27 protein-coding genes are annotated in these 26,662 nt (G+C 64.8%); 11 read left to right on the plus strand and 16 right to left on the minus strand.

The features are described 5' to 3' along the window. The first annotated feature begins 69 nt into the window (after window positions 1-69). The 6 genes from radA (at window position 70) to AC0WRY_RS19920 (ending at window position 7,384) form a co-directional block, all read left to right on the plus strand. Entirely contained in the window at window positions 70-1,515 is a 1,446-nt protein-coding gene (radA, locus tag AC0WRY_RS19895) for a DNA repair protein RadA (RefSeq protein WP_194402488.1), read from the plus strand. 167 nt (window positions 1,516-1,682) lie between these two features. Continuing rightward, a complete protein-coding gene (locus AC0WRY_RS19900; RefSeq protein ID WP_011086837.1) occupies window positions 1,683-2,312 on the plus strand; it encodes a CvpA family protein in 630 nt (209 codons plus the stop codon). 27 nt (window positions 2,313-2,339) lie between these two features. Then, the gene (gene purF, locus AC0WRY_RS19905) at window positions 2,340-3,863 is read left to right on the plus strand and encodes an amidophosphoribosyltransferase (RefSeq protein ID WP_194402489.1); all 1,524 of its coding nucleotides are present in this window, start codon (window positions 2,340-2,342) and stop codon (window positions 3,861-3,863) included. A gap of 159 nt (window positions 3,864-4,022) precedes the next feature. Beyond that, window positions 4,023-4,763 (plus strand): SDR family NAD(P)-dependent oxidoreductase, encoded by a 741-nt coding sequence (locus AC0WRY_RS19910; RefSeq protein ID WP_194402490.1) that lies wholly within the window; start codon window positions 4,023-4,025, stop codon window positions 4,761-4,763. Window positions 4,764-4,839: 76 nt separating this feature from the next. Then, window positions 4,840-5,988: an NHL repeat-containing protein gene (locus tag AC0WRY_RS19915; protein WP_194402491.1), complete on the plus strand. Its 1,149-nt coding sequence runs from the start codon at window positions 4,840-4,842 to the stop codon at window positions 5,986-5,988. A 169-nt stretch (window positions 5,989-6,157) separates the two neighbouring features. Further along, a complete protein-coding gene (locus tag AC0WRY_RS19920) occupies window positions 6,158-7,384 on the plus strand; it encodes an ABC transporter substrate-binding protein (protein ID WP_491120588.1) in 1,227 nt (408 codons plus the stop codon). A gap of 106 nt (window positions 7,385-7,490) precedes the next feature. Here the strand turns inward: AC0WRY_RS19920 and AC0WRY_RS19925 are convergent, their stop codons facing one another. The 8 genes from AC0WRY_RS19925 to AC0WRY_RS19960 all read right to left on the minus strand — a co-directional run bounded on the left by AC0WRY_RS19925 (window position 7,491) and on the right by AC0WRY_RS19960 (window position 16,219). After that, window positions 7,491-8,747, minus strand: a complete 1,257-nt coding sequence (locus tag AC0WRY_RS19925; RefSeq protein ID WP_491120590.1) for a TCR/Tet family MFS transporter — start codon at window positions 8,745-8,747, stop codon at window positions 7,491-7,493. After that, window positions 8,744-10,123: a ribosome biogenesis GTPase Der gene (der, locus tag AC0WRY_RS19930; RefSeq protein WP_491120592.1), complete on the minus strand. Its 1,380-nt coding sequence runs from the start codon at window positions 10,121-10,123 to the stop codon at window positions 8,744-8,746. Before der ends, AC0WRY_RS19925 begins: the two co-directional genes overlap by 4 nt. Before the next feature lie 48 nt (window positions 10,124-10,171). Beyond that, window positions 10,172-10,723: a hypothetical protein gene (locus AC0WRY_RS19935; RefSeq protein ID WP_491120594.1), complete on the minus strand. Its 552-nt coding sequence runs from the start codon at window positions 10,721-10,723 to the stop codon at window positions 10,172-10,174. 44 nt (window positions 10,724-10,767) lie between these two features. After that, complete coding sequence (locus tag AC0WRY_RS19940; protein ID WP_194402496.1) at window positions 10,768-11,427, minus strand: tetratricopeptide repeat protein; 660 nt, start codon at window positions 11,425-11,427, stop codon at window positions 10,768-10,770. Window positions 11,428-11,592: 165 nt separating this feature from the next. Next, window positions 11,593-13,185 (minus strand): class I adenylate-forming enzyme family protein, encoded by a 1,593-nt coding sequence (locus AC0WRY_RS19945; protein ID WP_491120596.1) that lies wholly within the window; start codon window positions 13,183-13,185, stop codon window positions 11,593-11,595. Between the two features lie 75 nt (window positions 13,186-13,260). After that, window positions 13,261-13,845, minus strand: coding sequence for an NnrU family protein (locus tag AC0WRY_RS19950; protein WP_491120598.1), 585 nt, complete (start codon window positions 13,843-13,845; stop codon window positions 13,261-13,263). A gap of 72 nt (window positions 13,846-13,917) precedes the next feature. Beyond that, on the minus strand, window positions 13,918-14,499 hold the full coding sequence (locus AC0WRY_RS19955; RefSeq protein ID WP_194402499.1) for a UCP034077 family protein: 582 nt from the start codon (window positions 14,497-14,499) through the stop codon (window positions 13,918-13,920). 97 nt (window positions 14,500-14,596) lie between these two features. Further along, window positions 14,597-16,219 (minus strand): peptide chain release factor 3, encoded by a 1,623-nt coding sequence (locus AC0WRY_RS19960; protein ID WP_194402500.1) that lies wholly within the window; start codon window positions 16,217-16,219, stop codon window positions 14,597-14,599. Between the two features lie 171 nt (window positions 16,220-16,390). Between AC0WRY_RS19960 and sugE the strand changes: the two genes are divergently transcribed. Next, the gene (gene sugE / locus AC0WRY_RS19965) at window positions 16,391-16,705 is read left to right on the plus strand and encodes a quaternary ammonium compound efflux SMR transporter SugE (protein WP_194402501.1); all 315 of its coding nucleotides are present in this window, start codon (window positions 16,391-16,393) and stop codon (window positions 16,703-16,705) included. On the opposite strand, the gene AC0WRY_RS19970 is transcribed toward sugE, so the two are convergent. From AC0WRY_RS19970 to AC0WRY_RS20000, 7 genes are all read right to left on the minus strand, one after another. Further along, window positions 16,698-17,705: an inorganic phosphate transporter gene (locus AC0WRY_RS19970; protein ID WP_194402502.1), complete on the minus strand. Its 1,008-nt coding sequence runs from the start codon at window positions 17,703-17,705 to the stop codon at window positions 16,698-16,700. The genes sugE and AC0WRY_RS19970 overlap by 8 nt on opposite strands. A gap of 12 nt (window positions 17,706-17,717) precedes the next feature. Beyond that, window positions 17,718-18,362 (minus strand): DUF47 domain-containing protein, encoded by a 645-nt coding sequence (locus AC0WRY_RS19975; protein ID WP_128917587.1) that lies wholly within the window; start codon window positions 18,360-18,362, stop codon window positions 17,718-17,720. 155 nt (window positions 18,363-18,517) lie between these two features. Beyond that, a complete protein-coding gene (locus AC0WRY_RS19980) occupies window positions 18,518-19,486 on the minus strand; it encodes a branched-chain amino acid ABC transporter permease (protein ID WP_194402503.1) in 969 nt (322 codons plus the stop codon). A gap of 1 nt (window position 19,487) precedes the next feature. Further along, window positions 19,488-20,351, minus strand: a complete 864-nt coding sequence (locus AC0WRY_RS19985; RefSeq protein ID WP_194402504.1) for a branched-chain amino acid ABC transporter permease — start codon at window positions 20,349-20,351, stop codon at window positions 19,488-19,490. Between the two features lie 73 nt (window positions 20,352-20,424). Further along, complete coding sequence (locus AC0WRY_RS19990; protein ID WP_194402505.1) at window positions 20,425-21,648, minus strand: ABC transporter substrate-binding protein; 1,224 nt, start codon at window positions 21,646-21,648, stop codon at window positions 20,425-20,427. Between the two features lie 36 nt (window positions 21,649-21,684). Further along, window positions 21,685-22,443 carry an ABC transporter ATP-binding protein gene (locus tag AC0WRY_RS19995; protein WP_194402506.1) on the minus strand — a complete coding sequence of 253 codons (759 nt, stop codon included), beginning with the start codon at window positions 22,441-22,443 and terminating at the stop codon, window positions 21,685-21,687. Continuing rightward, the gene (locus AC0WRY_RS20000) at window positions 22,436-23,191 is read right to left on the minus strand and encodes an ABC transporter ATP-binding protein (protein WP_194402507.1); all 756 of its coding nucleotides are present in this window, start codon (window positions 23,189-23,191) and stop codon (window positions 22,436-22,438) included. The genes AC0WRY_RS19995 and AC0WRY_RS20000 overlap by 8 nt, the downstream gene beginning before the upstream one ends. Window positions 23,192-23,558: 367 nt before the next feature. On the opposite strand from AC0WRY_RS20000, the gene AC0WRY_RS20005 reads away from it, so the two are divergent. Then, a complete protein-coding gene (locus tag AC0WRY_RS20005; RefSeq protein ID WP_194402508.1) occupies window positions 23,559-24,206 on the plus strand; it encodes a PAS domain-containing protein in 648 nt (215 codons plus the stop codon). A gap of 3 nt (window positions 24,207-24,209) precedes the next feature. On the opposite strand, the gene AC0WRY_RS20010 is transcribed toward AC0WRY_RS20005, so the two are convergent. Continuing rightward, complete coding sequence (locus AC0WRY_RS20010) at window positions 24,210-24,566, minus strand: ArsC family reductase (RefSeq protein WP_194402509.1); 357 nt, start codon at window positions 24,564-24,566, stop codon at window positions 24,210-24,212. Window positions 24,567-24,665: 99 nt separating this feature from the next. Here AC0WRY_RS20010 and AC0WRY_RS20015 point away from each other — a divergent pair, with 99 nt between their 5' ends. The 3 genes from AC0WRY_RS20015 (at window position 24,666) to AC0WRY_RS20025 (ending at window position 26,662) form a co-directional block, all read left to right on the plus strand. Beyond that, on the plus strand, window positions 24,666-25,037 hold the full coding sequence (locus tag AC0WRY_RS20015; protein ID WP_194402510.1) for a tRNA-binding protein: 372 nt from the start codon (window positions 24,666-24,668) through the stop codon (window positions 25,035-25,037). A gap of 206 nt (window positions 25,038-25,243) precedes the next feature. Beyond that, the gene (locus tag AC0WRY_RS20020; RefSeq protein WP_194402511.1) at window positions 25,244-25,876 is read left to right on the plus strand and encodes a TetR/AcrR family transcriptional regulator; all 633 of its coding nucleotides are present in this window, start codon (window positions 25,244-25,246) and stop codon (window positions 25,874-25,876) included. Between the two features lie 3 nt (window positions 25,877-25,879). Further along, window positions 25,880-26,662, plus strand: a complete 783-nt coding sequence (locus AC0WRY_RS20025) for a sulfite exporter TauE/SafE family protein (protein WP_194402512.1) — start codon at window positions 25,880-25,882, stop codon at window positions 26,660-26,662.

The raw sequence follows: 26,662 nt of genomic DNA on the forward strand, positions 1-26,662 counted from the left end.
TCGAAGCGCCGGCGATCACCCTGCCATTCCGTGCTATCAGCAAGCTGAAACCTCGACTCATCTATCCCCATGGCCAAGAACACGCTTTCCTTCGTCTGCCAGAACTGCGGCGCGGCCTATAACCGCTGGCAGGGCAAGTGCGAGTCCTGCGGCGAGTGGAATACGCTCGCGGAAGAAGACACCAGCGGCAGCGTGCCGGTCTCGATCCGCTCCAAGCGCAAGGGCCGGACGTTTGCGCTGGAGAGCCTCGCCGGCAAGAGCCCGGATGCGCCGCGCCTGTCCTCTGGCATGACCGAGCTCGACCGCGTCACCGGCGGCGGCTTCGTCCGTGGTTCGGTGCTGCTGGTCGGCGGCGATCCCGGCATCGGCAAGTCGACATTGCTGACACAGGCAACCAGCCTGATGGCGCGCGCCGGCCACCGCATCGTCTACATCTCCGGCGAAGAGGCGATCGCGCAGGTGCGGCTGCGCGCCGAGCGGCTCGGCCTGTCGGACGCGCCGGTGCAGCTCGCCGCCGAGACCTCGGTCGAGGACATCGTCTCGACGCTGTCGGAGGGCGCGGTGCCCCGGCTGATCGTGATCGACTCGATCCAGACCATGTGGACCGACACGGTGGAATCGGCGCCCGGCACCGTGACCCAGGTGCGCGCCTCGGCGCAGGCGCTGATCCGTTTTGCCAAGAAGACCGGCGCGGCCATCATCCTGGTCGGCCATGTCACCAAGGACGGCCAGATCGCCGGCCCCCGCGTGGTCGAGCACATGGTCGACGCGGTGATGTCGTTCGAGGGCGAAGGCTCACAGCAATTCCGCATCCTGCGCGCCGTGAAGAACCGCTTCGGCCCGACCGACGAGATCGGCGTGTTCGAGATGACCGGCCTCGGCCTGCGCGAAGTCACCAACCCCTCGGAGCTGTTCCTGTCCGAGCGCGATCTCGGCACGCCCGGCACCGCAGTCTTCGCGGGTATCGAGGGCACGCGGCCCGTTCTGGTCGAATTGCAGGCGCTGGTGGCTCCGACCTCGCTCGGCACGCCCAGGCGTGCGGTGGTCGGCTGGGATCCGAGCCGACTGTCGATGGTGCTGGCGGTGCTGGAGGCCCATTGCGGGGTCAAGCTGTCCGGTCATGACGTTTATCTGAACGTCGCCGGCGGCCTGCGCATCCACGAGCCGGCGGCCGACCTCGCCGCCGCGGCGGCGCTGGTGTCATCCCTGGTTAATGCGCAATTGCCGACCGATGCGGTCTATTTCGGCGAGATCTCGCTGTCCGGCGTGGTGCGGCCGGTGGCACAGACCCCGGCCCGGCTCAAGGAAGCCGCAAAACTCGGCTTCCAGCGCGCCGTGCTGCCCGAATCGGCACGGGGCGAGACCGGGGGCGATGCCGGATTGACGCTGAACGCGGTCAACAGCCTGACGACATTGGTGGCCGAGATCGCCGCCCGCGGCTCGCGCCGGGGCGAATCGAACACGCCGGCCGAGAAAAATGCCACACCGGCAAGATTCCGCCGCGGAGAGGGCTAGGTGGAGGTGACGCCGGAGGCCCCCGCCGCTATACAGCCGTCACAAAAGCAGCATGGGATTGCGTGGTTGCGGCCTTGCCGGGAACGCCGTCTGCCCCTCTTTTAGGGCAGCGGCCAAACACCGATTCGCTAGAGCACCTTCGAAGTACGAGCGGACCAGACCAGCCGATGCCAGTAACACTCCTCGACCTGATCCTGCTCGGTGTGATGCTGATCTCGGGCCTGCTCGCCATGGTGCGCGGCTTCATGCGCGAAATCCTGTCGATCGCGGCCTGGGGCGCGGCGGCGATCGTGACGCTGTACTCGTTCTCGAAGCTGCTGCCGACCGCCAAGACCTATTTCAACAACGACACGGTGGCGAGCGTCGTGGTCGTCGCGGGCGTGTTCGTGGGCACCCTGGTCGTGGTCTCCGTGATCACGGTCCGAATCTCCGACATGATCCTGGATTCGCGCATCGGCGCGCTGGACCGCACGCTGGGGTTCCTGTTTGGCCTGGCTCGCGGGCTTTTGATCGTCGTCGTCGCGTTCCTGTTCTTCACCTGGCTGGTGCCGGACAAGCAGCGCCCGGACTGGGTCACGGGCGCGAAGTCCCGCGTGGTGCTGCAGGGAACCGGGGATTGGCTGATGGCCCTCTTGCCTGACGACCCCGAGAACACCATCTTGAAGAGATTCAAGAAAAACAAACCAGATGATGATCAAGCTGATTCCGAGCAGCAGCCTTCGGGCAGTGGCGACGGATACAGTAAACCTGCTCGTGACAGTTTGAAGAAACTGATCGAGAAACCTGCGGCGCGTTGATTGCCCCGAAAGAGAGGCGTGGACGAGATGCGACACCCTGACCAGGACGCCCAATTCGATCTCGATCCACACGCCGGCCCGGGTCCGGCCGCGCTAGAGGTCCAGGACGATCTGGAGGGGGATACGCTGCGCGAGGAATGCGGCGTCTTCGGCATCTACGGCCACCCCGACGCCGCCGCCATCACCGCGCTCGGCCTGCACGCCCTTCAACACCGCGGCCAGGAAGCTGCCGGCATCGTCTCCTATGACGGCAGCCGTTTCCACAGTGAACGTCGGCTCGGTCTCGTCGGCGACACCTTCTCCCGCCGCGAGGTGATCGACCGCCTGCCCGGCAACATGGCCGTCGGCCATGTCCGCTATTCCACCACCGGCGCCACCATCCTGCGCAACGTGCAGCCGCTGTTCGCCGAGCTCAATGCCGGCGGCCTCGCCGTCGCCCACAACGGCAACCTCACCAACGGCCTGACGCTGCGCCGCGAGCTCGTGAAGAACGGCGCGATGATGCAGTCGACCACCGACACCGAGGTGATCCTGCACCTGGTCGCGCGCTCCAAGCGCAGCCGCTTCATCGAGCGCTATATCGACGCGCTGCGCGAGATCGAGGGCGCCTATGCGCTGGTCTCGCTGACCAACAAGAAGCTGGTCGGCGCGCGCGATCCGCGGGGCATCCGCCCGCTGGTGCTGGGCGAGCTCGACGGCTGCCCGATCCTGACCTCGGAGACCTGCGCGCTCGACATCATCGGCGCGCGCTTCATCCGCGACATCGAGCCGGGTGAGGTCATCGTGTTCGACGAGAACGGCCAGGACATCCACAAGCCGTTCCCGCCGATGGCGCCGCGTCCCTGCATCTTCGAATACATCTATTTCTCCCGTCCGGATTCCGTCGTGCACGGCCGCTCGGTCTACGAGGTGCGCAAGGCCTTCGGCGCCCAGCTTGCGCGCGAGAGCCACGTGCCGATCGACGTCGTCGTGCCGGTGCCGGATTCCGGCGTGCCCGCCGCGGTCGGCTACAGCCAGCATTCCGGCGTTCCGTTCGAGCTCGGCATCATCCGCAACCATTATGTCGGCCGCACGTTCATTCAGCCGACACAGGCGATCCGCGAATCCGGCGTGCGCATGAAGCATTCGGCCAACCGCGCCGCGATCGAAGGCAAGCGCATCATCCTGATCGACGACTCGCTGGTGCGCGGCACCACCTCGAAGAAGATCGTGCGCATGATGCGCGATGCCGGTGCCAAGGAAGTGCACTTCCGCCTCGCCTCGCCGCCGATCCTGTATCCCGATTATTACGGCATCGACCTGCCGGATCGCGGCGGCCTGCTGGCGGCGACGCACTCGCTGGAGGAGATGCGCGAGATCATCGGCGCCGACTCGCTCGCCTTCCTCTCGATCGACGGCATGTACCGCGCCATGGGCGAGCCCGGCCGCGACCCCGCCAATCCCAAGTTCTCGGATCACTGCTTTACCGGTGCCTACCCGACCCACCTCACCGACCAGACCCAGACCGAGCAGCAGCCGCGGCAGCTGTCGCTGCTGGCGGAGGCGAGCTGACGGCGAAGCCGTCATCCCGTGGCGGTGCCTAAGCGCCGAACTCGGGATCTCGATGTGTTGCCTCGAACTTCTAGATTTCGGGTTCGGTCCTGCGGACCGCCCCGGAATGACGACCACGCGGGGGCTTGTCCGGGCCGTCCACGCCTGTAAAACCCCGCCATGACAAAACCTCTCGCTGACCGCATCGCTCTCGTCACCGGCGCCTCGCGCGGCATCGGCTACGCCACCGCCCTCGCCCTGGCGAAGGCCGGCGCGCATATCGTGGCCACCGCGCGCACGCAGGGCGGGCTGGAAGAGCTCGACGACGAGATCCGCAAACTCGGCGGCAGCGCCACCCTGGTGCCGCTCAACCTCACCGATTCCGACGGCATCGCGCGGCTGGGCGCCGGCCTGCATGAGCGCTATGGCAAGCTCGACATCCTCGTCGGCAATGCCGGCGTGCTCGGCCCCTCCTCGCCGATCGGCCATATCGAGCTGAAGGCCTTCACCGACGTGATGGCGGTCAACGTCTCCGCGAACTTTCAGCTGATCCGCTGCATGGAGCCGCTGCTGAAGCAGTCCGACGCGGGGCGCGCCGTGTTCATCACCTCGGGCGCTGCCAACAAGGCAACCGCCTATGTCAGCCCCTACGCGGCGTCCAAGGCCGCGCTGGAGACGCTGGCGCGCGCCTGGGCGCAGGAGACCGCGAACACCAAGCTGCGCGTCAATCTGTTCAACCCGGGGCCGGTCCGTACCCGCATGCGCGCCACGCTGATGCCGGGCGAGGATCCGGCGACGCTCGACACGCCCGAGCAAGTCGCCGAACGCATCGTGCCGATGTGCGCGCCCGACTGGACCGAGACCGGCAAGTTCTACGATTACAAGACGCGCACGCTGATGAGCTTCCGTTCGCCCGCCTGATTGACTCGCATGCCTCCCCGCGATTGACTGCCGCCGCTCAAGCGGCAGCAAGCCGCAAGCCAAAAGGGAGGTCACCATGACGCAATGGCATGGTCGCGCAGGTTTTGCGCGTGCGCTCGCGAATGTCTCTCACGCCGTCTCGATCCTGGTCGTCGCGGTGGCATTCGTGCTTCCGGGCACAGCGCGGGCCGGCGATATCCCGACCTTCGCGGTCGATGCCTCCTGGCCGAAGCAGCTGCCCAACAACTGGATCCTCGGTCAGGTCGGCGGCATCACGGTCGATTGGCAGGGCCACATCTGGGTGATCCATCGCCCGCGCTCGCTCACCGACGACGAGAAGGGCGCGAGCCTCACCCCGCCCCGCTCGAAATGCTGCGTGTCGGCGCCGCCCGTGCTCGAGTTCGACGCCGAGGGCAATCTGCTGCGGTCCTGGGGCGGGCCAGGCCAGGGCTACGAATGGGTCGGCCGCGAGCACGGCATCGAGGTCGACGAGCGCGGCTTCGTCTGGGTCGGCGGCAATGCCGACAACGACAACGCCATTTTGAAATTCACGCTCGACGGCAAGTTCGTCGCCCAGATCGGCAAGTTCGCGCCGAGCCTCGGCAGCAACGACACGACGCAGCTTGGCAAGCCTGCCGAGACCGCGATCGACAAGGAGGCCAACGAGATCTACATCGCCGACGGCTACGGCAACCGCCGCGTCATCGTGTTCGACGCGACGACGCTGGCCTATAAGCGTCACTGGGGCGCCTACGGCAACAAGCCCGACGACGCCAAGCAGGCGCCCTACGATCCCAAGGCGCCGGCCGCGCAGCAATTCGGCAATCCGGTTCACTGTGTGAAGCTCGCCAATGACGGCCTCGTCTATGTCTGCGACCGCATCAACAACCGCATCCAGGTGTTCAAAAAGGACGGCAGCTTCGTGAAGGAGTTCTTCTTCGAGAAGAACACGCTCGGCAACGGCGCGGTGTGGGACATCGCGATCTGGCCGGATCCGAAGCAAACCTGGCTGCTCAGCGCCGACGGCGAGAACAACGAGATCAGGGTGATCAAGCGCGAGGACGGCAGCGTGGTCGGCAGCTTCGGGCACAGCGGCCGCAACGCCGGTCAATTCCACTGGGTGCACGCCATGGCGATCGACGCCAAGGGTAATGTCTATACCGCCGAGGTCGACACCGGAAAGCGCATCCAGAAATTCAAGCTGACATCGGACGCACTCAAATAGCGTCTCAACGCATTTTGTCCAAAAAGTTAACCTGCGGATGACGCTGCGACGAAAGCGTCATCCGGCTTTAGGCGCATTGCCGCCGGGCCTCGGACAGGCTAGAGCCATCAGCCGGAACGAGGCTCCGGAAGAGAGCCGTCCGCATATTTGACAATGGAGGAAACCTTTTATGACGACGACGTTCGCGCGCCGCTCTGCGGCCCTTCTGGCCTGTGCCGCCTTCGGTTTTGCAACATCCGCTTTCGCGCAGGACAAGACCGTCAAGATCGGCGTGCTCAATGACATGTCGAGCCTCTATGCCGACATCGGCGGCCCGAACTCCGTGGTCGCGATCAAGATGGCTGTCGAGGATTCCGGCCTGCTCAAGAAGGGCTGGAAGATCGACGTCATCAGCGGCGACCATCAGAACAAGCCCGACGTCGGCGTCAACATCGCCCGGCAGTGGATCGACAACGAGAAGGTAGACGCGATCGCGGACACGCCGAACTCCGGCGTCGCCCTCGCGGTCAGCAACCTCGTCAAGGAAAAGAACGCGGTGCTGCTGAATTCCGGCGCCGCCTCCGCCGACCTGACCGGCAAGGCTTGCACCCCGAATACGATCTCGTTCACCTACGATACCTACATGCTTGCCAACGGCACCGGCAAGGCGCTGACCAAGGCGGGCGGCGACAGCTGGTTCTTCCTGACTTCCGATTATGCCTTCGGCCACGCGCTGGAGCGCGACACTTCGGCGGTCGTGACAGCGAACGGCGGCAAGGTGCTCGGCAGCGTCAAGCATCCGATCAACACCGCGGACTTCTCCTCCTTCCTGCTGCAGGCGCAATCGTCCAAGGCCAAGGTCGTGGGCCTCGCCAATGCCGGCGGCGACACCACGAACTCGATCAAGCAAGCGGCAGAATTCGGCATCGTCTCCGCCGGCCAGAAGCTCGCCGCGCTGCTGCTGTTCATCAACGACGTGCATTCGCTGGGCCTGAAGACCGCGCAGGGCCTGACCTTCACCGAATCGTTCTACTGGGACCTGAACGACAAGACCCGCGAATGGTCCAAGCGCTTCTCGGCGCTCGCCAGCAAGAACGCGATGCCGTCGATGACCCAGGCCGGCAATTACGCGATGGTGCTGCACTATCTCAAGGCGATGGAGGCGCTCGGCGGCAATCCGCATGACGGCGCCAAGGTCGTCGCCAAGATGAAGGAGCTGCCGACCGACGATCCGCTGTTCGGCAACGGCCCGCTGCGCCAGGACGGCCGCCGCCTCATCCCGGCCTATCTGTTCGAGGTGAAGAAGCCCGAGGAGTCGAAGGGACCGTGGGACTATTACAAGCAGATCGCCACGATCTCGGCGGAAGACGCCGCCAAGCCGCTCAAGGACAGCGATTGCCCGCTGGTGAAGAAATAGGCGAGAGGTCGTAGGGCGGGTTAGCCACAGGCGTAACCCGCCTCTTCTCTCATCTGGAAGACGGCGGATTGCGCTTCGCTAATCCGCCCTACTTCTAGTGCCCACCCTACGAGACCGTCCTCGGTCCACCCAGCGTCCGCACCGCAATCGCGACGCACACCACCATCAGCGCCGCCGCCAGCAGGAACGGCGCGCCGGGCAGATGCAGCGGCGCGTTGGCGCCGATGAAATAGGAAAAGGTCAGCGTGAACAGGAACGGGCCGACGAGCTGCGAGACGCTCTGCACGCTCGCGGTCGCGCCCTGCAGCTGACCCTGCTGCTCGGGCGCCACCAGCCGTGTCATCAACGCTTGCGACGCCGCACCCGAAATGCCCCACAACGCCAGAATGGGAATTCCGATCCAGGACAGCGGCCCGGTCGGCGCCGCGCCCAGGACCACGAAGCCGAGCGCGCCACAGCACAGGCCGAGCAGCAACGCGTTCCGCTCGCCCAGCACACGCACGATGGGACCGATCGCGAGCCCCTGCACCAGCATGGCGCAGATGCCGACCATCGCCAGCGTCAATCCCACGGTCTTGGAATCCCAGCCGTAGCGATAGGTGGCATAGAGCACGAAGGTCGAGGGCAGCACGACATGCGCGACCTGCGCGATGAAATTGACGACGGACAATCCGGCCAGCGCCGCGTTTGAGCGCAGCAAGTGGAGCGCTCCGAGCGGACTGGCGGTTCGCCAGCGAAACGGTGCGCGCTTGTCGGGCGCCAGCGATTCCGGCAGGACGAACAGCCCGTAGAGCGCATTTGCGAGGCTCAATCCCGCCGAGGCCCAGAACGGCAGGCGCGGATCGATGTCGCCGAGCAGGCCGCCCAGCGCCGGACCGAGCACGAAGCCGGCGCCGAAGGCTGCGCCGATCCGGCCGAAGACCGCCGCGCGCCGCTCCGGCGGCGTGATGTCGGCGATATAGGCAAAGGCCGTCGAGATGCTGGCCGACGTAATGCCGGAGACGACGCGGCCGACGAACAGCCAGGCCAGTGACGGCGCCAGCGCCATCAGCACGTAGTCGGCGGCAAGCCCGAAATTCGACAGCAGCACCACCGGCCGCCGCCCGAAACGATCCGACAGTGCCCCTAACAGCGGCGAGAACACGAATTGCATCAGGGCCCAGGCGGTGCCGAACAGGCCGAAGATGCGAGCCGCGTGCGCGGTGTCGTTGTCGACGAAGCTCTCGATCAGCTTCGGCAGGATCGGCATGATGACGCCGAGCGCGAGCATGTCGAGCAGGATGGTGACGAAGATGAAGGCAACCGCGCCGCCCCTCGCTGGCACAGCGCCCGGCGCCGTCACCTCTCCGGCGCCATCGCTCACGACGGCCGCTTGCGCTTGTGCGCGAAGGGATTGGCCTTCTCGCGCAGGGTGATGCGCACCGGCGTACCCGGCAGATCGAAGGTCTCGCGCATGGAGTTGGTGAGGTAGCGCAGATAGGACTGCGGTACCGCGTCCGCGCGCGAGCAGAACAGCACGAAGCTCGGCGGGCGCGCCTTGTTCTGCGTGATGTAGTTCAGCTTCAGCCTGCGGCCGGACACCGCCGGCGGCGGATTGGCCTGGACCGCCTGCTCGAACCAGCGATTGAGCGCCGAGGTCGGCACGCGCCTGTTCCAGACCGCATAGGCGTCCTGGACCGCCTGCATCAGGCGGTCGATGCCCTCGCCCATCAGGCCCGACACCGCGACGATCGGCACGCCCTTGACCTGCGGCAGCCAGTGATCGGCATCACGGCGCAAGCCCGAGATCGCGCCGCCGCCCTTGGTCTCCATCAGGTCCCATTTGTTGACGGCGAGCACGATGGCGCGGCCCTCGCGCTCGATCAGATCGGCGATGCGCAGATCCTGCTCCTCGAAGCGGTTCTGCGTGTCCATCATCAGCACGACGACTTCGGCAAAGCGCACCGCACGCAGCGCGTCGGCGACCGAGAGCTTCTCCAGCTTCTCCTCGATGCGCGAGCGACGGCGGAGACCCGCGGTGTCGAACACGCGAAAATCACGGCCCTTCCAGTTGATCTCGACCGCGATGGAATCGCGCGTGGTGCCGGCCTCCGGGCTCGTCAGCAGGCGCTCCTCGCCGAGCAGATGGTTGATCAGCGTCGACTTGCCGGCATTGGGCCGGCCGACGATGGCGACGCGGATCGGGCGGGTCGCGGCCTCCTCCTCCGTGAGCGGCACGCCGTCGTCCTCGTCCTCATCGACGGGCTCCGGCATCAGCTTGGCGAGCTCATCATAGAGCTCGCCCATGCCCTCGCCGTGCTCGGCCGAGATCTGGATGGGATCGCCAAGCCCGAGCGCGAAGGCCTCCATCGCGCCGGCATCACCGTGCTTGCCCTCGCTCTTGTTGGCGACCAACAGCACAGGCTTGTTGGCCTTGCGGGCGAAATCGGCGAAAGCGCGATCGGTGGGCGTGAGGCCGATGCGGGCATCGATCACGAAGAACAGCGCGTCGGCCTGCGCGATCGCGGCTTCGGTCTGCTCCTGCATCCGCGCGGTCAGCGAGCCCTTGGCGCCCTCGTCGAGGCCGGCGGTGTCGATGATGGTGAATTCGAGATCGCCGAGCCTGGCCTCGCCCTCGCGGCGATCGCGGGTGACCCCCGGCAAATCATCGACGAGCGCGAGCTTCTGCCCGACCAGACGGTTGAACAGCGTCGATTTGCCGACATTGGGCCGGCCGATAATGGCGATCGTGAAGGACATCGGTCATTCGTGCGCTGCCGGGGCTGCGCGTGTCAATGAAATGAATGATCAGCGCGAGAAGCTGCCGCTCGGCAGCGGCGCCGGGAAAGCTCCCTGCGATTGCTGCTGCGTGGTCTGGGTCGGTTGCGCCTGCTGGACCGGCTGGTCCGGCGGTGGTGCGGTGGTGCGCTTGCGGACGATCTTGTGCTTGGGCGGCGGGGCGGCCGTGGGCGGCGCGGCCTCCGGCTGGGCCTCGCCGTCAACCTCGCCGGCAGGCGCCTCAGCCGGCGCCACCGCTGCGGCGGCCGGCTGCCTCGTCTTCTTAGACTTGGCGCCCTTCGCCGGCTTGGCCGGCTCGGGCGGCGGCTCCGCGGGCAAGGCCGCGACGGCGGGCGCGTTCGGATCGGGCTGCTGCTGCGCGCCCTTGTACAGCTCCTTCGGCACGCCCTGTTCGAGGCCCGGCACGCCTTCCGGGAAGACCGGCTTGCGGTCGCCCGGCAGCTTCTTCTTGGTGTCGAGGAAGTCGAGCATGTCGCTTGGATCGAAGCTGGAGCAGCCGCCCAGGACGCCCGTGAAGGCGATCAGGACGGCGGCTGCGATCAAGCGTGGCATACGGCGCATCGTGTGTCTCGTTTACGTCAGAGGGCCCGTCAGTCAGCTCTTGGTCAGCTTTTGGCGACGGGCGGCAGCAGGGCCTGGAGCGCCTCGGCGCGCGAGCGCAGCCCGGGCGGCGTCTCGCCGTCCTCAGCGATCGCCTCGAGCCATTTGCGGGCCGCGGTCATGTCGTTGTTGCGCCAGGCCGACAACGCCAGCATCTCGCGAGCACTATGGCGGAAGGTCGCTGTCGATTTGGGCGCAGCGGAGGACTCCAGGCGCTGCTGCATGTCGGCATAGCTGGCGCTATCGAGCACGAGGCCGGCGGCGCGGATCTTCGCCAGATCCTGCCACTCACCGCCCACGCTGCGGTCGGCAGCAAGGTCGTCATACATCTTCGCGGCGGCCTTGGGATCGCGCGCGGCAGCCTCGGCCGCGGCGCGCAGCCGCGCCAGGGTGCGATAGCCCGACGGCGCCTTGGCGGCGAGTTCTGTGAAGGCCTTCTCCGCGTCGGCGTGCTTGTCCTGCTCCGACAGCTCGACGGCCTTCTCGAAGGCAGCGCCGGCCTCGGCGGCCTTCTTGGTCTCGAGATATTGGTAACCACGCCAGCCGGCGACGCCCGCGACGATCAGCACCATCAGGGCGATGAAGTAGATCGAATATTTATCCCACAGCTTTTTGAGCTGTTCGCGACGTACTTCCTCGTCGACTTCGTCAAATAATTCAGACACTTATGCTAATCCCATGCCCGTCCGGGTGCGCGCGCCGAAGCGTCCGCGTCAGGAATCCCGTCCCCCACGTGGCGGCGAGGTACCCTAACGATATGGCGCTGGCAAGGCAAAGCGAGCCCGATCAAGGCGTTAACCACCCGGGAGAGCCCGGATGGCCTGCCCGACTCAGGCTCCCAGGAGCTCGCGCAACTGCCGTTTCAGCACCTTGCCGTTGGCATTGCGTGGCAAGGGATCGGCTGTGATCGCCAGGGTCTCGGGAACCTTGTAGTCAGACAGCCGCTCGGCGCACCAGGTCCGCAGGACCTCATGGGTGACCGGCTCTCGCGTCACCACCACGGCGTGGACGCGCTCGCCCAGCACCGGGCACGCCTTGGCGATGATCGCGCTCTCGACCACGGCGGGATGGCCGGCCAGCACGGATTCGACCTCGGCCGAATAGATCTTCAGGCCGCCGCGGTTGATCATGTCCTTCTGCCGGTCGAACACGCGGACAAATCCCTCCGCATCGACCGAGCCGAGATCGCCCGAGTGCCAAAATCCGCTCGTGAAGCTTTCGGCGGTGGCCTTCGGGTTGTTCCAATAGCCCTTGATGACAGAGGCGCTCTGGATCCAGAGCTCACCGATCTCGCCGCGGGGCAGCTCGCGCCCATCCGAGCCCATCGCCACGATGCGCGCGCCCGGGCAAGGCAGGCCGACGCTGTCGATATGGCTCTCGGTCAGCTCGCCCGGCATGATCGTCGAAGGTGACGTCGTCTCGGTCGCGCCGTAGCAATTCATCAGCTTGAGGCCCGGAATTTTCGCCTTGAGCTTCTCGATAGTCGCGACCGGCATCGGCGCCCCGCCAAAGCCGCCGATGCGCCAGCTCGACAGATCGTAAGCATCGAAATCGGGCTGGAGCAGGCAGAGATTATACATCGCCGGCACCATCACCGTGTAGGTGACGCGCTCGCGGGCAGCGAGCTTGAGGTAATCGGCGGCCTTGAATTCGGGCATGATGATCAGCGCGCCGCCACAGCGGATCATGGTCGTGATGTTGGCGACGATTCCGGTGACATGGCCGAGCGGCACCGCCGCGATCGAGCGATCCGCCTCCGTCAATTGCAGGCAGGACACGAACACCATCGAGGAATGCACGATGTTGCAATGGGCCAGCATCGCGCCCTTCGGCTTGCCCGTGGTGCCCGAGGTGTAGAGGATCATCGCGGTGTCCTCTTCGCTCACCTCGACCGGTGCCGAGGCCGGCGCGCTGTCGGCGAGCGCCGCGAAGCGCGATCGGGCCGGATCGTCGTCCATGGCGATGCGATGGATCAGATCAGGCACATCCTGCGCCTCGGGCAGCCGCTCGGCGAGCGAGCCCTCGTGGATCAGGATCTTGGCGCCGCAATCGGCGAGCACATAGGCGATCTCCGGCTTCTGCTGACGCGTGCTGAGCAGCACCGTCACCAGCCCCTCATGCGCGGCGGCAAACAGCAGCAGCGGAAATTCGATACGGTTGCCGAGCAGGATCGCGACACGGTCGCCGCGCTGCAGGCCGAGCTTGCGCAAGCCCGCGGCGATCCGGGTCGCCTGCTCCACCGCCTGCCGCCAGCTCAGCCGGACATTGCCTGCGATCAGTGCCTCGCCATCCGGATAACGAGCGCAGGCGTCCGCGATCATCGCCCACAGGTCTGCCGGCCGGTCGCAAAAGGAAGGCACCACCCGATCGCCAAACCGCGTCTCGAGCCGCATCGGCGGGATCTGAGATTGCGACCAGTCCATCGAACGCCCTCGGCTTGTTGCTTTGTCACCTTCCGCGCACGGCTGCGCGAAAGGATCTTGCGCTGATCCGCTGTGTCAGACCCCCACGACCGGCACGCCGATCACGACCGGATGGAACGCGAACGCCAGCGCCAGATAGGCGACGACGCCGACCGCGACGGCGATCAGATCGTTGGTGACACCGCCGACCGGAATCGGCGGCCCGCCGGCATCGGTGCGACGCTTCAGCGAGATGCGGTCATAGACCGCCCAGCCCAGGAACGAGCCGAACAGAATGATGGAGCCGAGATCGCCGTTGGCCAACAGATGCGCCGCGGCCCACAGCTTGACGCCGGCCAGCATCGGGTGCTTCAGCGCGGCATAGATGCGACCGCGCAAGTACGAGGCGACCACCATAATGACCGCGGGCAGCATCAAGGCGACCGTGATGTGCTTCATCGCCTTCGGCGGATACCAGACGTCGATCCAGCCGGAGCTGCGGTAATGGGCAAAACCCCAGATGATCAGCGCGAGCCCCGCGAGCGAGACGACGGTGTAGAGGATCTTGTAGGTCCCCTCGCCCAGCCTGGCGATCGCCTGCGCGCGCGCCTCACGTTTCGTGGTGAAAACATGGGTGGCGAAGAACAGCACCAGCCCCAGGATCATGACCAGCAGACCCACGACATCCTCCCCTTTAGCCAACGCCCCAGCGTCTGAGGTATCATCGATTGGATGCGGGTCGCAACTGATGCGCTACTTGCCGAGCTCGCGATTGTCGACATAACGGATCGCGATCGGCCGGCCGGCCAGCGCGCCGCCGAGACCGCCCGTGAGTTTCAGCGGCAGGCAGGCATTCAGCGATGAATTGATCGCGTTGAGATAGGTGGTTCGCGTCTCTGCTGGCACGCCCGCAGTCGCATATGTGAGGCGCGGCGGGCCGATCAGGCCGCCCGCCTTGTTGAAGCTGAAACGCACCGCCATCTGCATGCCCGCGCGCGCATTGTCCGTCGGCGGCGGCGACCAGCAGCTGCGCAGCTCGGCAAAGAGGTCGCCGATCGTGTCGAGATCGTGATCGGGCTTCTGATATTTGGCGCGATCGGCCTCCGATGGAACGCTCTGGATGGTGAGCTGGAGGTTCTGGCCATAGGGGTAGTCGATCTCGGGAATGCAGGGGCCGGGCTCGAGCGGGCTGCAATAGGACGGCGTGCAGGGCCTGTTGTCGAGCACGCTGCACGGCTCATGCGCGAACGGGATCGGATTGATCTGTCGGGGCCGCGCGTCGGCGGCGGCGGTCGAGACCGACAGCGGGAGAAGAACGAGAATGCCGCGCCACATGGTGTGAACTCGCAAGGCCACGAGCAAAAATGGCATTGTCCATGAACGCGTCAAGCCGGCGCGCAATCACAGACTCGCGCGCAAAAGTCCGCCCGCCCTACCCCTTCTTCTTCACGTCCTTGACGTTGGTGAACTCGATGCCCTCGGCGCGCTCCTTGGTGTAGCCGAGATAGAACTCGTTCCGGGCAAGGTACACGGGATCGCCGTCGACGTCGTCGGCGATGCTGGAGGTGTTGGCGGCGATGAAGGTGTCGAGCTTCTTGCGGTCGTCCGAGGAGACCCAGCGCGCCAGCTGGAACTCGCTGACCTCGAACTCGACCGGCAAGGAATATTCAGCTTCCAGCCGCGCCTTCAGCACGTCGAGCTGCAGCGCGCCGACGACGCCGACCAGCGCCGGCGCACCGTCGCGCGGCCGGAACACCTGCACCACGCCCTCTTCCGACATCTGCTGCAGCGCTTCCTTCAGCTTCTTCGCCTTCATCGCGTCGGTGAGCCGCACGCGGCGGACGATTTCCGGCGCGAAGCTCGGCACGCCCACAAAATTGAAATCCTCGCCCTCGGTCAGCGTGTCGCCGATGCGTAGCGTGCCGTGATTGGGAATGCCGACGACGTCGCCGGCGAAGGCTTCATCCGCGACCGAGCGGTCCTGCGCGAAGAAGAATTGCGGGCTCGACAGTGGCATGCTCTTGCCGGTGCGCACCAGCTTCGCCTTCATGCCGCGGCTGAGCTTGCCCGAGCAGAGGCGCGCAAACGCGATGCGGTCGCGGTGGTTTGGATCCATGTTGGCCTGGATCTTGAACACAAAGGCGCTCATGCGGGGATCGGTGGCCTCGACCTTGCGCTGATCGCTGTCCTGCGCGCGCGGCTCGGGCGCGAACTTGCCGAGGCCTTCCAGGAGATCGCCGACGCCGAAATTGCGCAGCGCGCTGCCGAAATAGACCGGCGTCAGATGGCCCTCGCGGAACGCTTCCAGCTCGAACGGCTTCGAGGCCTCGGTGACGAGCTCGAGCTCGTCCTTCACGGCGGAGACGTCGAGATTGGCGTTGAGCTTGGCGAGTTCCTCGATCTCGATCTGCTGCGCCGCGCCGGTCTTGGCGCCGCCGCCTTCAAGCAGGCGCACGCCGCCATTGACGACGTCGTAGGTGCCGAGGAAGTCACGGCCGCGTCCGACCGGCCAGGTCATCGGCGTGGTGTCGAGCGCCAGGGTCTTCTCGATCTCGTCGAGCAGCTCGAAGACGTCGCGGCTCTCGCGGTCCATCTTGTTGATGAAGGTGATGATCGGGATGTCGCGCAGGCGACACACCTCGAATAGTTTCCGGGTGCGCGCCTCGATGCCCTTGGCGGCGTCGATCACCATCACGGCGGAATCGACCGCGGTCAACGTGCGATAGGTGTCTTCCGAAAAGTCCTCGTGGCCCGGCGTGTCCAGCAGGTTGAAGACGAGGCCCTCGAACTCGAAGGTCATGACCGAGGTCACGACGGAGATGCCGCGCTCGCGCTCGATCTTCATCCAGTCCGAGCGCGTATTGCGCCGCTCGCCCTTGGCCTTGACCTGGCCTGCGAGGTTGATCGCGCCTCCGAACAGCAGCAGCTTCTCGGTCAGCGTGGTCTTGCCGGCGTCAGGATGGGAGATGATCGCAAAGGTCCGCCGCCGCGCCACTTCAGCGGCAAGCGGTGAACGGGCCGGCGATTCGGCGGAGGTGATGGCGATGTCGGACATGGCGGCAGCGTTTGACAGGGAAAATGGGCCTGATCAAGCCTCAATTGGCGATTGCGGAGCCCTTCGGCCAGCCCCATATCGGCTTGACGATCAATCCTGGGGAAGGACGACCTTCCCGCTCATCAACACATCAGCCCGCGGGGACGACCCTGCCTTGAACGGAGGGTCGTCATGGCCTGGAGCATCCTGTTCGTCGCCGGACTTCTCGAGATTACCTGGGCGATCGGCCTGAAATACACGGAAGGCTTCAGCAAGCTAGTTCCGTCCGTCGTCACGCTCGCGGCCATGGCCGGCAGCGTCATCCTGCTCGGCCTCGCCCTCAAATCGCTGCCCGTCGGAACCGCCTATGCGGTATGGACCGGGATCGGTGCGGTCGGCACCGCGACCCTCGGCATCATCCTGTTCGGCGAGCCGGCCACGGCCCTGCGTCTTGCCAGCATCGGCCTGATCGTCGCCGGGATCGTCGGGCTGAAGCTCGTTACTTGACGAAGATCTTGACCGCCCACCAGGTCAGCGCCGCGACGATGGCAGACGCCGGCATCGTGATGACCCAGGCATAGACGATCGAGCTGGCGACGTTCCAGCGCACCGCCGAGAGGCGGCGGGCGGCGCCGACGCCGACGATCGCGCCGGTGATGGTGTGGGTGGTCGAGACGGGAACCCCGAGGAAGGTCGCCATGAACAGGGTCGCGGCCCCCCCCGTCTCGGCGCAAAAGCCCTGCATCGGCGTCAGTTTGGTAATGCGCAGGCCCATTGTGCGGACGATGCGCCAGCCGCCCATCAAGGTGCCCATCGCCATCGCCGCCTGGCACGACAGCACCACCCAGAAGGGAACAAAGAATTCGCCGCCGAGATGGCCCTGCGAATAGAGCAGCACGGCGATGATGCCCATGGTCTTCTGCGCGTCGTTGCCGCCATGGCCGAGCGAATAGAGCGAGGCCGAGGCGAATTGCAGGATGCGGAAGGCGCGATCGACTGCGAATGGCGTCGAGCGCACCGACGCCCAGGACACGATTGCAACCAGCACCATCGCAAGCACGAAGCCGACGAGCGGAGACAGCACGATCGCAATGACCGTCTTGGACAATCCGCTCCAGACCGCCGCGGAGATCCCGGCTTTGGCCACGCCCGCACCGAATAACCCGCCGATCAGCGCATGCGACGACGAGGATGGGATGCCGAGCGCCCAGGTCACGAGGTTCCAGACGATGGCGCCGACCAGTGCCGCGAAGATCACCTGGGCGTCGACGATCGCGGGATCGATGATGCCCGTGCCGATGGTCTGGGCGACGTGCAGCCCGAACACCATGAAGGCGACGAAATTGAAGAACGCGGCCCAGAACACCGCGAATTGCGGCCGCAACACGCGGGTCGAGACGATGGTCGCGATCGAATTGGCGGCATCGTGCAGGCCGTTCAGGAAGTCGAACAGCAGCGCGACGGCGATCAAGCCGACCAGGATGGGAAGACCCAACGCGGCGTCCACAGCAATCCTGCCTTACACTTGCTCGATGACGATGCTGTTGATCTCGTTCGCAACGTCGTCGAAACGGTCGGCCACCTTCTCCAAATGATCATAGATCTCGACGCCGACGATGAAGTCCATCGCATTGCCGTCGCGATGCTTGAGAAACAGCTCCTTCAGCCCGATGTCGTGGAGATCGTCGACACGGCCTTCCAGCTTGCCCAGCTCTTCCGTGATCGCGGTCAGCATCGCCACGTTCGGGCCGATCGATTGCATCAGCGGCAGCGCACGGCCGACCAGATTGGCGCATTCGATCAGAAGTCCGCCGATCTCACGCATCGGCGGCTCGAAGCTGCGGACCTCGAACAGCATCACGGCCTTGGCGGTCTGCTGCATCTGGTCGATGGCGTCGTCCAGCGAGGTAATGAGGTTCTTGATGTCACCCCGGTCGAACGGGGTGATGAAGGTGCGGCGCACCGCCGTCAGCACCTCGCGGGTGATGTTGTCGGCGTCGTTCTCGAACTGGTTGACGCGCTGGCAGTAGACCGGCGTTTCCTCGCCCCCGTTGAGCATGCCCTGGAGCGCGATCGAACCCTGGATCACCGTCTGGGCATGTCGGTCGAACAGGTCGAAGAACCGTTCTTCCTTGGGCAGGAAAGCGCGAAACCATCGCATCATGGGGATAGGCTACCGGTTGGAAATGGCCCGGCCCGAGGGGCCGTCATGAAACTGTCATAGACCATTTTCGATCCGCGCGCGTGTCATCTCACGCCCGCGGAGCCGGATCATCCACCGCTTTCACGCGACAAGTAAATTGACTTTAAATCAATGGCTTAGAGCGATCGCCGGAAGTAATGCGCGATTTCACCGATCACGCCGCGGCGGAAGGTGAGCACGCAGATCACGAAGATCGAGCCCTGGATCACCGTCACCCATTGGCCGAAACCCGCCAGATATTGCTGCATGGCAATGATCACGAAGGCGCCGACCACGGGGCCGAAGATAGTGCCGAGGCCGCCGACCAGCGTCATCAGCACGACCTCACCGGACATCGTCCAATGGACGTCGGTGAGCGAGGCGTTCTGCGCCACGAATACCTTCAGCGCACCGGCAAAACCGGCCAGCGTGCCTGACAGCACGAAGGCCAGGAACTTGTACTGGTCGGTCCGGTAGCCGAGCGAGATCGCCCGCGGCTCGTTCTCGCGGATCGCCTTCAGGACCTCGCCGAACGGCGAGTTGATAATGCGGAAGATCAGGAGGAAGCCGGCGAGGAACCCGACCAGCACGACGTAATACAGCACCGTCGGCTTGGACAGATCGAAGATACCGAACATGCGCCCCTGCGGGATGCCCTGGATGCCGTCCTCGCCGTGGGTGAAGGGGGCCTGGAGGTAGATGAAGTACAAGAGCTGCGACAGCGCCAGCGTGATCATCGAGAAGTAGATGCCCTGGCGGCGGATCGAGATGAAGCCCGTGATGAGCGAGAGCACGAAAGCCGCGGCGATGCCGACGAGGATGCCGAGCTCGGGCGGCAGCGCCCACACCTTCAGCGCATGCGCGCTGCAATAGCCGGCGGTCCCCATGAACATCGCGTGGCCGAACGACAGCAGGCCGCCGTAGCCGATCAAGAGGTTGAAGGCGCAGGCGAGCAACGCAAAGCACAGCGCCTGCATCACGAAGAACGGGTAGACGCCCGTGAATGGCACCGATGCCAGCAGCAGCGCCATCACCACGAAAACAATCATCTCGTCGCGCATCGCGCGCGGGGTTGCCTGCAGCGTGTCGTCCGTCAGGGTTGTCATATCAGGCCGCCCTTCCCGTCAATCCCGTTGGCTTCACCAGGAGCACCAGCACCATCAGCACGAACACGACGGTGTTGGAGGCCTCAGGGTAGAAATATTTGGTCAGCCCCTCGATCACCCCGAGCGCGAAGCCGGTGATGATGGAGCCCATGATCGATCCCATGCCGCCGATCACCACCACCGCGAACACGACGATGATGAGGTCGGCGCCCATCAGCGGCCGCACCTGGTTGATCGGCGCCGAAAGAACGCCGGCCAGCGCGGCGAGACCGACGCCGAGGCCGTAAGTGAGCGTGATCATGCGCGGCACGTTGACGCCGAAGGCGCGGACCAGCGTCGGATTCTCGGTGGCGGCGCGCAAATAGGCGCCGAGCCGCGTCTTCTCGATCAAGAACCAGGTCGCGATGCAGACCACCAGCGAGAACACGACCACCCAGCCGCGATAGATCGGCAGGAACATGAAGCCGAGATTCATGCCGCCCTTGAGCTGATCCGGAATGGCGTAAGGCAGGCCCGACGATCCAAAGTAGTTCTGGAACACGCCCTGCACGATCAGCGCGATGCCGAAGGTCAGCAGCAGGCCGTAGAGATGGTCGAGCCCGGTAAGCCATTGCAGCATGGTCCGTTCCAGGATCATGCCGAAGATGCCGACGATGATGGGGGCCAGCAACAGCGCCCACCAATAGTTGATGCCGCCGAGGTTGAGCAGGAAATAGGCGACGAAGGCGCCCATCATGTAGAGCGCGCCATGGGCGAAATTGATGATGTTGAGCATGCCGAAGATCACGGCAAGCCCGAGACTGAGCAGCGCGTAGAACGAGCCGTTGATCAGTCCCACCAGTAGCTGAGCGTATAGAGCCTGCATCGATCCCGCACCCGGTCCTTCGGCGTTCCCTTGAAAGTCGCCCGCAAGCCTTCAAGGCCTGCGGGCGGTCATCTTACTTCTTGAGCAGCGCGCACTTGCTCTCGGACAGCGGCGTGAAAGCCTGGTCGCCCGGCACCGTGCCGACCAGCTTGTAGAAGTCCCACGGCCCCTTGGACTCCGAGGGCTTCTTCACTTCGAACAGATAGGCATTGTGGATAGTGCGGCCGTTGGGCTGGATCTCACCCTTGCCGAACAGATCGTCCTCCGTCGGCATCGACTTCATCTTCTCGACGATCTTGACGCCGTCGTGGGGATTTCCGCCGAGCGCTTCGAGCGCCTTGAGATAGTGGCGCACGCCCGCATAGACGCCGGCCTGCACCATGGTGGGCGGCGCGTTGTTCTTCATCTTTGCGGCGAAGCGCTTCGAGAACGCCCGGGTCTGGTCGTTCATGTCCCAGTAGAACGTCTCGGTGAAGTTGAGGCCCTGCGCCGTCTCCAGGCCGATCGCCTTGATGTCGGTGAGGAAGAGCAGGAGCGCCGCGAGCTTCTGGCCACCCTTGCCGATGCCGAACTCGGCCGCCTGCTTGATGGTGTTGGTGGTGTCGCCGCCGGCATTGGCAAGTCCGATGATCTTGGCCTTGGACGACTGCGCCTGCAGCAGGAAGGACGAGAAGTCCGGCGTGTTCAAGGGATGCTTGACGCCGCCGACCACCTTGCCGCCGTTGGCGGTGACGACCGCCGTGGTGTCGCGCTCGAGCGCAGCACCGAAGGCGTAGTCGGCGGTCAGGAAGAACCAGCTGTCGCCCCCCGCCTTGACCAGCGCCTGCCCGGTGGTGTGGGCCAGCATGTAGGTGTCGTAAGTCCAGTGCACGGTGTTGGGCGAGCACTGCGCGTTGCTGAGGTCGGACGTCGCCGCACCTGAGTTGATATAGACGCCGTTCTTTTCCTTGATGACGTTGTTGACGGCGAGCGCCACGCCGGAATTCGGCACGTCGACGATGATGTCGACCTTGTCGACGTCGAACCATTGCCGCGCGATCGCGGTGCCGATGTCGGGCTTGTTCTGGTGATCACCGGAGATGATGTCGATCTTCCAGCCCTTCGCAGCGAGGCCGGAATCCTCGACGGCCATCTGCGCCGCGAGCGTCGAGCCGGGACCGCCGAGGTCGGCATAGAGCCCGGACTGATCGGACAATGCGCCGATCTTGACGGTCTTGTCCTGCGCAGAGGCGACGCCTACTGCGGCGAATGTCAGCGCGGTGGTCAGCAGCAATGACGCAATCGACCTGGTCTTCATGCAACTTTCCTTTTTGAATTTTTCTCGTTGGCAGTACTAGACACCAAGATAGGTGTGGAGCTTGTCCATGTTGGCGGCCAGCTCGGCATTGGAAAATCCGTCAATGATCTTGCCATGCTCGACCACGTAATAGCGGTCGGCGACGGTCGACGCGAAGCGGAAATTCTGCTCGACCAGGAGGATCGTGAAGCCCTCCTTCTTGAGCCGCGCAATGGTGTGGCCGATCTGCTGAATGATGACGGGCGCGAGGCCCTCGGTCGGCTCGTCCAGCATCAGGAAACTCGCGCCGGTGCGCAGGATGCGCGCGATCGCGAGCATCTGCTGCTCGCCCCCGGACAGCTTGGTGCCCTGGCTGTAGAGCCGTTCCTTCAGGTTCGGGAACAGTTCGAAGATCTGCTCGAGCGGCAATCCGCCTGCACGGACCACCGGCGGCAGCATCAGATTCTCGCGCACGTCGAGACTGGAGAATATGCCGCGCTCTTCCGGACAGAAGGCGATGCCCATGCGCGCGATCTTGTCGGAGGTCGCGCGGATGATCTCCTGGTTGTTGAACTTCACCGAGCCGGTCCGCTTGCCGATGATGCCCATGATCGACTTCAGCGTGGTCGTCTTGCCGGCGCCGTTACGCCCGAGCAGGGTGACGACCTCGCCCGCGTTCACGTCGAAGTTGATCCCGTGCAGGATGTGGGACTCGCCGTACCAGGCTTCGAGGTTGCGGATTTGAAGGACGTTTCCGCCGGTCGCAGTCCCGGTCGCAGACTTGGCCGGAGCCTCGGCGATCGCAGTGTCAGGCATGACCGGCTCCCAGATAAGCTTCCTTGACGCGCTCGTCCTTGGTGAGCTCGCTGTAATGACCTTGCGCGAGCACCTGCCCGCGCGTCAGCACGGTGATGATGTCGGAGAGGTTGGCCACGACGCTCAGATTATGCTCGACCATCAGGATGGTATATTTCGCGGAGATGCGCTTGATCAGCGCCGCGATCTTGTCGATGTCCTCGTGGCCCATGCCGGCCATCGGCTCGTCCAGCAGCATCATCTCCGGGTCGAGCGCGAGCGTAGTTGCGATCTCCAGTGCACGCTTGCGTCCATAGGGCATCTCGACGGCGGGCGTGTTGGCGAATTCGTTGAGGCCGACATCGTTGAGCAGTTCGCGCGCGCGATCGTTGAACTGGTTGAGAACCGACTTGGAGCGCCAGAAATCGAACGAAGAGCCGTGCTGGCGCTGAAGCGCGACACGGACGTTCTCCAGCGCGGTGAGATGCGGAAATACCGCCGAAATCTGGAACGAGCGAACAAGCCCCAGGCGGGCCACGTCGGCCGGCGCCATCGCGGTGATGTCCTGTCCCTTGTACAGGATTTTTCCGGCGGACGGTTTGAGGAACTTGGTCAGAAGATTGAAGCAGGTCGTCTTGCCGGCCCCGTTCGGACCGATCAACGCATGAATGCTGCCACGGCGAACCTTGAGCGCAACGTCGCGGACGGCGAAGAAGCCCGCGAACTCCTTGGTCAAGCCTTCCGTTTCGAGAATGAACTCATCGGCCAAACAGATTTCCCCCTGCCCGCGCGCCGCGCGTGGCTATCCTTGTTGCTTCGGCTTTCCGGAGGCCTTGTTGCCTATCCTTGGAGCCACTCCTTGGAGCCTATCCGGAACACCGTCTCCGGGCGCGGAATATGCCGGAGGTGACGGGGGTTAGGCAAGGTGGAAAGCTGAGCAGATCAGGTCTCCGGCTGGGATACAAATGCTCCCTTAGTCGGAGGCGAGTGACGTCGCGCCTGCCCGGCCTCCCGGTTCGCAAGGCACCGGTCGTCAAGCCGTCGTTAACGGTCTTTCGTTCCGCGCGCCAGCCTTCATCAAAAATTTTCCCGCAAGGGTTATGATGCGCGGGTTTTGACGCTCCGGGAATATTGTCTTGGATTTCGCAAGCGCCGCTCCGTCCGTCGTCAAGTCGATCAGGCAGCGTGATCTCCTGAACACGTGGCTGCGACTTTATGCGCGCGAGCAGATCGCGCCGGCGATCTCGGAGTATCAGCCTGCGCGGCTCGAGGAAGAGCTGTCCGATCTCATCTATTATACGGTGGACAGTTCGGCGCCGGCGCCGCGCCTCACCATCCAGAGCGAAAACACGCGCATCTCGCGCGCCTATGGACATACCGGCAAAGGCGTTCCGCTCGACGAGTATCTCGGGCCTAAAATCGCGCCTTTCGTGATGCCGATCTATTACGAATGCGTCGCGCGTGGGCTGCCGGTCTACAGCGTTGCTGACGTCGACGACATCTACGGACGCATCGTTGCTTATGAGCGGCTGCTGCTGCCTTTCCAGTCCGACGGCAAGGTCTGTCACGTCATCGCATCGGTCAAGACCTTCTGCGAGGACGGCGGCTTCGAGATCAAGAATCTGATGCGCGGAAACGACGCACTGCCGCGGCCGAAACTGCGCGCCGTGATCGATCACGAGCTTTTCCATCGCGCGCCTGGCCGCATCGCGACGGCCGACGTGGTCGAGTTCGCCGACCAGCCGGGTCCCGGCATCCCCAACGAGATCATCGAGCTGAACTAGCGCTCAGCGCTTTCCGCCGACTTCCTTGGCATAGATATCCGGCTTGAAGCCGACCAGCAGCTTGTCGCCGATCTCCAGCACCGGCCGCTTGATCATCGATGGTTGCGCTAGCATCAGCGCCAGCGCCTTCTTCTCGGTGAGGCTTTCCTTGTCGGACTCGGGCAGCTTCTTGAACGTCGTCCCAGCGCGATTGAGCAGCGTCTCCCAGCCGACCTTGTCGCTCCATTGCTCGAGCTTGTCCTTCTCCACGCCCGCCGACTTGTAGTCGTGAAACGCGTAAGGCACGCCATGAGTGTCGAGCCAGGCGCGCGCCTTCTTCATGGTGTCGCAGTTCTTGATGCCGTAAATGATGTTGGGCAAGACGTTCCTCGCGCATGACGGATCGTGATGGACGTGGCGTTGTACGAAACTCCGCTTCGCGCGACAATATTGCGAACGATGCTACCGAACGGACATCCCATGCACGTCACCCACGATCCTGCAGCCGCCGCCACGGCGATCATCGACTTCAACAGCTTCCTCGCCGTCGATATCCGCGTCGGCACCATCGTCGACGCAAAACCGTTCCCAGAGGCGCGCAAGCCGGCGTTTCGGCTGTGGATCGACTTCGGGCCCACGATCGGCGTGCGCAAGAGCTCGGCCCAGATCACCGAAAACCATCCGCTCGAGACCTTGGTGGGACAACAGGTCGCGGCCGTCGTCAATTTCCCGCCGCGCCAGATCGGACCTGTCATCTCGGAGGTGCTGACGCTGGGCTTCCCCGATGCCAACGGCAAGGTCGTGCTGGTCCAGCCCAGCCAGCCGGTACCGAACGGCGGACGGCTGTTCTAGCCGCGATCCGGTGCCGCGGCGCCGCGTCCGCCGGCGCAGTCGCAGAGAATCCTTCTGTTTTCCGCCTTCGGCCGGCCGGGCTTGACCCTATCCGCTTTCAAGATTAAAATGACTGACTGATCGTTTTTTATTTAGTCCGGCCGACTTTGCGCTAAAGCGCAATCCTTTGGAAAACGATCAACCTGTCAGTTATTTGAGGCGGCTGAATGCCCAAGATCAGCGACAAGCAACGCGAAAGCCGGCGGCAGCAGATTCTCGAAGCGGCCCTCGCCTGCTTCTCGGACAACGGTTTTCACCAGACCGGCATGGCCGACATCGTGAAGCGGTCCGGATTGAGCCATGGCGCGGTCTATCTCTACTTCCAGAGCAAGGACGATCTGATCGAGGCGCTTGCCGACGACCGGCATCGCCGTGAAGCCGTGCTCAATTCGGTCGCGCAGGGATCCGGCGACCCGATCGAAGGACTTCACGCGCTGATCCGCGTCTACGCGCAATGGCTGGCCGATCCTGCCGGCGAAGCCCGCCGCCGCGTCGGCATCCACGGCTGGGCCGAAGCCCTGCGCAACCGCCGCGTCCGCAGCAGCGTCGTCGAAGGCATCGACATGCCGCGCGCGCTGATCGTGGCGCTGGTCGAGCGCGGCCAGCATGACGGTCTCATCCGGCGCGACCTCGGCGCCGACGCGATCGCGCGCGTCCTGATCGCAATCTTCCAGGGGTTTGTGCTGCAAAAATCTTGGGGCGATGCATTTGACGTCGAAGCCTGCATGGCGGCCGTGGCCGGCGTGATCGACGGCCTGTGCACGACGAAGCCTGACGTCAGGCGGCGAGCCCGGACGTAAGCGATGTCCTGGCTTCACGACATCCTCGCCGGTGGTGGTGTCGGTCTGGTCGCCGGGCTGGCATCGGGCTTCACGGGGACGAGCCCGGGCGGCGGCCTCGTGATCTTCTCCGTGCTGCTGCTCGGGGCCGAGCAACACGTCGCCCAGGGCACCTCGCTGATCACCCAACTTCCGCCGACCGGTCTTGCCGGCATCCGCCGTTATTGGCAGAGCGGCAATCGCAGCCCCTTGCGGTGGATCGTCTGGATCGGCCTCGGGTTTCTGATCGGTGGCGCCGGCGGCGGTTATGCCGCGACCGCGGTCTCCGATTCCGTCCTGCAATGGACCTATGTCGTGTATCTCGTCGCGCTGGTCGCCCTGTTGATCCTGCGCCGCGACCGCAAGGACAGCCACCTTGAAGCCGGCGAGCGCGATCACCTTCACTGGCTGCCCCTGCTCCTGATCGGCACGCTTGCGGGCTTTTCCTCCGGCTTCATGGGCATCGGCGGCGGTCTTGCGATCACCGTCGGCCTCGCCGCCGGATTTCGCGTGCCACAGCATCAGGCGCAGCTCGTCAGCCTCGTCTTCTCGGTGATCCCGACCAACCTCCCGGCAGCCTGGATCTACTGGAGCAAGGGGCTGATGGTCGGCTGGCCGGCCATCATCGGCATTCTCGCCGGCCTCTGGGGTGGGACCGACCTCGGCGCACGCATGGCCAACGGCGTCAGCCGATCGGCGCTCCGCCAGGCCATGATCGCCCTCGTCTCGCTGATGGCGCTCTACATGACTTACAAGGCGCTGAGCTAG

Source organism: Bradyrhizobium sp. T-12 (assembly GCF_058314695.1).

Excerpts from the sequence above, each read along its gene's own strand:
- radA (WP_194402488.1), top strand. The coding sequence starts at position 70 with ATGGCCAAGAACACGCTTTCCTTCGTCTGCCAGAACTGCGGCGCGGCC.
- AC0WRY_RS19900 (WP_011086837.1), top strand. The coding sequence starts at position 1,683 with ATGCCAGTAACACTCCTCGACCTGATCCTGCTCGGTGTGATGCTGATC.
- purF (WP_194402489.1), top strand. The coding sequence starts at position 2,340 with ATGCGACACCCTGACCAGGACGCCCAATTCGATCTCGATCCACACGCC.
- AC0WRY_RS19910 (WP_194402490.1), top strand. The coding sequence starts at position 4,023 with ATGACAAAACCTCTCGCTGACCGCATCGCTCTCGTCACCGGCGCCTCG.
- AC0WRY_RS19915 (WP_194402491.1), top strand. The coding sequence starts at position 4,840 with ATGACGCAATGGCATGGTCGCGCAGGTTTTGCGCGTGCGCTCGCGAAT.
- AC0WRY_RS19920 (WP_491120588.1), top strand. The coding sequence starts at position 6,158 with ATGACGACGACGTTCGCGCGCCGCTCTGCGGCCCTTCTGGCCTGTGCC.
- der (WP_491120592.1), bottom strand. The coding sequence starts at position 10,123 with ATGTCCTTCACGATCGCCATTATCGGCCGGCCCAATGTCGGCAAATCG.
- AC0WRY_RS19935 (WP_491120594.1), bottom strand. The coding sequence starts at position 10,723 with ATGCGCCGTATGCCACGCTTGATCGCAGCCGCCGTCCTGATCGCCTTC.
- AC0WRY_RS19945 (WP_491120596.1), bottom strand. The coding sequence starts at position 13,185 with ATGGACTGGTCGCAATCTCAGATCCCGCCGATGCGGCTCGAGACGCGG.
- AC0WRY_RS19955 (WP_194402499.1), bottom strand. The coding sequence starts at position 14,499 with ATGTGGCGCGGCATTCTCGTTCTTCTCCCGCTGTCGGTCTCGACCGCC.
- AC0WRY_RS19960 (WP_194402500.1), bottom strand. The coding sequence starts at position 16,219 with ATGTCCGACATCGCCATCACCTCCGCCGAATCGCCGGCCCGTTCACCG.
- sugE (WP_194402501.1), top strand. The coding sequence starts at position 16,391 with ATGGCCTGGAGCATCCTGTTCGTCGCCGGACTTCTCGAGATTACCTGG.
- AC0WRY_RS19975 (WP_128917587.1), bottom strand. The coding sequence starts at position 18,362 with ATGATGCGATGGTTTCGCGCTTTCCTGCCCAAGGAAGAACGGTTCTTC.
- AC0WRY_RS19980 (WP_194402503.1), bottom strand. The coding sequence starts at position 19,486 with ATGACAACCCTGACGGACGACACGCTGCAGGCAACCCCGCGCGCGATG.
- AC0WRY_RS19985 (WP_194402504.1), bottom strand. The coding sequence starts at position 20,351 with ATGCAGGCTCTATACGCTCAGCTACTGGTGGGACTGATCAACGGCTCG.
- AC0WRY_RS19990 (WP_194402505.1), bottom strand. The coding sequence starts at position 21,648 with ATGAAGACCAGGTCGATTGCGTCATTGCTGCTGACCACCGCGCTGACA.
- AC0WRY_RS19995 (WP_194402506.1), bottom strand. The coding sequence starts at position 22,443 with ATGCCTGACACTGCGATCGCCGAGGCTCCGGCCAAGTCTGCGACCGGG.
- AC0WRY_RS20015 (WP_194402510.1), top strand. The coding sequence starts at position 24,666 with ATGCACGTCACCCACGATCCTGCAGCCGCCGCCACGGCGATCATCGAC.
- AC0WRY_RS20020 (WP_194402511.1), top strand. The coding sequence starts at position 25,244 with ATGCCCAAGATCAGCGACAAGCAACGCGAAAGCCGGCGGCAGCAGATT.
- AC0WRY_RS20025 (WP_194402512.1), top strand. The coding sequence starts at position 25,880 with ATGTCCTGGCTTCACGACATCCTCGCCGGTGGTGGTGTCGGTCTGGTC.